This is a genomic window from Psychrobacillus sp., assembly GCF_056205495.1.
Genome location: NZ_JBAEAP010000031.1, coordinates 1 through 4,761 on the forward strand (window position 1 = coordinate 1; position 4,761 = coordinate 4,761).

A 4,761-nucleotide genomic window follows, 5' to 3' on the forward strand; every position below is an offset into this window, starting at 1 on the left:
GACCTTAAATAGAGTGAATAGTCATTCATTTTATGGTATTCTTTTCTAAAATAAATCTTTGTTTATAGGGGTGGATGAGATGCTTTTCAAGAAACAATTCGATGTTTCGACTAAAAATGGGGTAATAATGGCGAATGGAAAGGTGTCTTTTCAAGGCGTGAGGTTAAATGTACATTGTTTCGTGGTAGATGGTGTCCTCATTGATACGGGATCACAGTCACTAGAGAATGAGCTCAAGCCTTTTTTGAAGCAGCAAGAGGTGGAGAAGGTCATGATTACTCATCATCATGAGGACCATACTGGCTGTGCTGCTTATATGCAGGAGCTGGGGAAACACATCTATATGAAAGAACATTTCATAGATAACTGTCAAAAGAAAGCAGACTACCCCCTTTACCGCAAGCTATTTTGGGGGAAGAGACAACCCTTTAAAGCTAATCTGTTAGGCGAGACATTTACCTCTAAATCAGCTACCTGGGATGTTATCCCTACACCTGTTCATGCCAAGGATCATGCAGCATTTCTCAATCGACAAACGGGTCAATTGTTTACAGGTGACCTTTATTGCCAAGAACGAACAAAGATTATTCTTCGAGAAGAAAGTATTCCAACCATCATAGAATCCCTTCAACGGGTCCTCACCTATGATTTTGGGGATGTCTACTGCTGTCATGCAGGGTATTTAGAAAAGGGAAGAAGATACTTAGAGAGAAAGTTACATTATTTATTAGAGATGCAGCAAAAGATTTTGCAGCTTCACGCCGAGGGGAAAAGTGAAAAAGAGATTACCAGTATTATTTTTCCAAAGAAATATCCTATTAATCGGTTTTCTATGGGTGAGTGGAGCTCCTTTCATATCATCCGGTCGGTTATTAACGAGCGGTAGTATGAAAAGGACTAATTACATAGTAGAGTCCTTGCCTGACGGGTGGACTAGCTTTACGTGGATTATATAAGAGCCATATTTACTAATGTGATTCTCTATTTGAGCAGCAATAGACCCTGCTAAAATACATTAAATAGAATACTTGCATAAGCCTACTCCCAAAAAGTAGTTTTTACTCGATGAAAACCGCTTAATACCGTATGATTAAGGGAGGAAGGTGAATTTATTTGAAAGCTTATATTTTAAAATTATCATTTGAGCACGTAGATCCGAAGGTGTGGAGACGGGTTATTCTGCCGGCAGATGCGACATTTAATAGACTTCATGAGACCATTCAATACGTGACAAATTTCCGAAGCACGATGGAAGCCTATCATTCCTTTGGAATAGCAACAAACGACAAGTACATTACGAATAATGAAACGATCTTACATGAGTATAAAGGAAAGAAGTACGAGGGTAGAGAGGTTAAACAGCCAACCCGTATTAAGATTGACTCGTATCTTCAGGAAATGGGTCACCTCATTTATAACTACGACTTCGGAGACGATTGGCGTATTCGTATAGAGCTAGAAGAGACAGTTGAGGATTACTATTTTGGTTTTCCTACTATATTAGATGGAGAAGGAACTGCCCCTCCCGAAGATGTCGGAGGTCCCCCAGGGTTTGAAGAGTTTAAAAAAATTATGGATAATCCAAATCATCCTGATTACTTACATATGTTTGGATGGGCAGAGCAACAGGGGTATAAACCATTTGATATAGACAGAACAAATGACTTGTTAAAACATGTGAAATACAAAAAAACAGAATGGGACAAAATCGACCATGATAACTATCTTGTTCTTTCGGATAAGTATCGAGGTGTGAAATCCAGCCCACAAGGTGACATAGAAGATAAGGAAACGGTATTAAAATATGTAGTTGCTTGTACCAACCTTTACGGGGTCATTGATTTCCCTAAATTTCTAGAGATTTATAATGCACAAAACAATAAAGCATTGACGAGAAATGCATTATTGTCATTAATTGAAACTTCTTTGGAATCGCTACAAAATCAACTTGTACGTGTGGATAAAGATGAATTCATACATACAATGATACGTCCCAATGACTATAAAATCATAAAGGATAATGCGAATGGGAAGCCTTATTATATCCCGGCAAAGGAAGAGCTTCTTCGCTATGCGGATGCGAACTATTATGAAGCAACAATCTATCAAGAAAAGCTTGCTTCCATGATGCAAAAGGATTTCTTTGGTGGCAGCTCCTTAATGATTAAAGAAAACATGGATCAACTAATCCGTGAGATGCAAACAGTCGGCAGTAGTATAAATATGGTGGCACAGCAATTTGCGGTGCGTCATCAAATACAGGAACAGGAACTTTTTAATAAGTATGTACAGGCAATTGCCTTCGTATCTGTAACAACTCGCCTTTGGATCAATAGAGGACATACGCCTCACGAGATCACATTGATGGAGCAGCCAGACCTAAAAACAGCCTCAACTAAAGCAGAGACTACAAAAACTGATACAAAGGTTGGCCGAAATGACCCTTGTCCTTGTGGCAGTGGTAAAAAGTATAAAAAATGCTGTGGTAAATAAGTTAGAGAAAGAGATCAGGACAAAAGTTCCCTCAAAATAAGCGTAGGTGTTTTCCGTTACAGCGGACGCTTTCCGGGGGCACGGCTTCAATCTCCTCGTCGCCGCTCTCCTCTCCAAACAACAATAATAGAGAGTTTTTTATTAAAATCGGTTACCACTATAGTAAAGACGTGAAATCAGCAACTTGATTTCACGTCTTTTAATTTATTGACTAGTTATATCCCAGCTCTTTTATATTTCAAAAAATTTCTCAGAATGCATTTTACCTTTATAATAGGTGCGTTCTGCAAAAGTAATGTTTTGGTTTTCGTCCATTAGCAAAACAGTCGAGGAGCGTGTACCGTAGTTTGGCATTTTGATAAACAGAGGAGATAGGCTGCGTTCAAGCTCTATTCCCACACCAGTATCCGGAAGCGCAGAATCCTGTGCTACTTCTTCGTCTTTTAACAGCTTAAATAGAGGCTCTACCTCTATGTTATCTAATAGAAGATATTCAGCTAATCTCTGCTTTCCTTTCTCCGCTTTAGGCCAAGGAGTGTTCAAGGTATGGTTGCTTAAACTATGTGTACCAGGTGAAACTTCATTTATTTTATCCAGGATGTTGTTATAGTGGAACAATTGATGGCTATCCCCAATGACAATATTATAACCGCCATAGCTGTCTCTACTTTTCTTCAATTCCTCGATAAAGTCTAGTGGTTCTTGTTGTCCGATTAAAAAGTCTCGAACAATATCTCCGCGTGAAAGGTGACCAGGCTTAAGCTGTGGATCACGAAAGTTTGTCAATGCAGCAAAGCGACCAGCTTTAGAAACTCCAAGCCATGTACCCATTTGCAGTAAATCACGTCCTGCCAGTATAGTTGGATGGTCTTCCCAAAAATGAGCCGACTCAGTTGGTCGCTCATAAAATTCATCGCGATTGGCAACAACTATGAGGGGATAGTTAGGATGCACTTGAAATTGAAAATTAACAAGACACATAATGATTGCTCCTTTTTATACTAGTTTGTCAGATGATAACAGAAACTCTACTCTTACCTTATTATATCAACTCAAATTTAACGAGTGTCTGCTTTTATTGAGGAAAAGTGGTAGGATAAAATGGAATAAACGATTTAATGGAGATGAGCAATATTGAGTAATACACATATTTTTTCTAAACGAGAAGAGTTGGCAAATGCAATCATACACGGTGTTGGTACGCTCTTAAGTATAGCGGCACTTGTTATTTTAATTGTTTCATCCGTCAAGTATGGGGATGCATGGCATGTGGTGAGCTTCACACTGTTTGGAGCATCCATGGTGCTATTGTTTACGTCGTCGACCCTCGTACATGCTTTTCCGGCAGGGAGAGCTAAAGACTTTTTTGAAATCATGGACCACTCTTCTATTTATTATCTGATAGCAGGCTCCTACACACCACTTCTATTTATAGTAGTAAAAGGGCCGCTTGGTTGGACGTTGTTTGGTATCATGTGGGGGCTAGCGATAGCAGGTACTGTGTTCAAAGCCTATTTTGTTAAGCGTTTTTTACATACCTCCACGATTCTATATGTAGTGATGGGCTGGCTAATAGTATTTGCATGGAAGCCCTTAATCACGAACATGTCTACAGAGGGCCTTGTTTTACTAACACTTGGTGGCTTGCTATATACCGGAGGAGCAGTCTTTTACGTGTGGAGAGGCTTTCCATATCATCACGCAGTATGGCATGTATTTGTTCTTGTAGCTGCTATTTTAGTTTTCTTCGCTATCATGACACTATTGCCTATACCTGCATAACCAAGGAGGAAATCGTATGTATGACCCAACTGTCTTCGAAAATGTAAAGGTAGCATTTGAAAATCATGTATATGATTTAGACAATATAGAACGTAAAATAAATATAATTAACCGAACAGACCGGATGGACTTCTCTATTATAAAAAGAGATTTCTCTATTGAGTTTGTCCTATCCGATAAACCCGCAGTCTCGGCTGAAATTATAATAGAAGCTTCTTTGGAGGAGCTCTCCTCTGAAATTTTGGAGATACCCGGAAAGGATCCAGGATGCACGCTCCAGTTAAAATTTCAAAAAGATATAATGGATGTGTCTGCTGAGTGTAAGAGTATTGAGTTAGCCCTAAAGCAAATATGGGAAGGTGACATAACAATCAAGCAGCATGTGAGCTTTGAATACGGACACTTGGAGCAAAACTATGTAAATACAGTTTTGCTAAGCTTCCAGCAAAAAATCAAGGAGGATAATATAAGTGAAATAGATGACTT

The 4,761-nt window shown here is 39.0% G+C and carries 5 protein-coding genes; 4 read left to right on the forward strand and 1 reads right to left on the reverse strand.

The window, feature by feature from the left end; genetic code table 11:
• Positions 1–79: 79 nt before the first annotated feature.
• Together AC06OU_RS00890 and AC06OU_RS00895 are read left to right on the forward strand one after the other, a co-directional pair.
• Positions 80–886 carry an MBL fold metallo-hydrolase gene (locus AC06OU_RS00890; RefSeq protein ID WP_475853459.1) on the forward strand — a complete coding sequence of 269 codons (807 nt, stop codon included), beginning with the start codon at positions 80–82 and terminating at the stop codon, positions 884–886.
• A gap of 227 nt (positions 887–1,113) precedes the next feature.
• Complete coding sequence (locus AC06OU_RS00895) at positions 1,114–2,493, forward strand: IS1096 element passenger TnpR family protein (RefSeq protein WP_475853460.1); 1,380 nt, start codon at positions 1,114–1,116, stop codon at positions 2,491–2,493.
• Positions 2,494–2,724: 231 nt separating this feature from the next.
• Here AC06OU_RS00895 and AC06OU_RS00900 read toward each other — a convergent pair whose 3' ends face one another.
• Entirely contained in the window at positions 2,725–3,474 is a 750-nt protein-coding gene (locus AC06OU_RS00900) for an NRDE family protein (RefSeq protein ID WP_475853461.1), read from the reverse strand.
• A gap of 153 nt (positions 3,475–3,627) precedes the next feature.
• Here AC06OU_RS00900 and trhA point away from each other — a divergent pair, with 153 nt between their 5' ends.
• Together trhA and AC06OU_RS00910 are read left to right on the forward strand one after the other, a co-directional pair.
• The gene (trhA, locus tag AC06OU_RS00905; protein WP_475853462.1) at positions 3,628–4,275 is read left to right on the forward strand and encodes a PAQR family membrane homeostasis protein TrhA; all 648 of its coding nucleotides are present in this window, start codon (positions 3,628–3,630) and stop codon (positions 4,273–4,275) included.
• A 16-nt stretch (positions 4,276–4,291) separates the two neighbouring features.
• Positions 4,292–4,761: hypothetical protein (locus AC06OU_RS00910; protein ID WP_475853463.1), on the forward strand; the 470-nt coding region annotated here is incomplete at its 3' end.

Excerpts from the sequence above, each read along its gene's own strand:
- AC06OU_RS00900 (WP_475853461.1), bottom strand. The coding sequence starts at position 3,474 with ATGTGTCTTGTTAATTTTCAATTTCAAGTGCATCCTAACTATCCCCTC.
- AC06OU_RS00890 (WP_475853459.1), top strand. The coding sequence starts at position 80 with ATGCTTTTCAAGAAACAATTCGATGTTTCGACTAAAAATGGGGTAATA.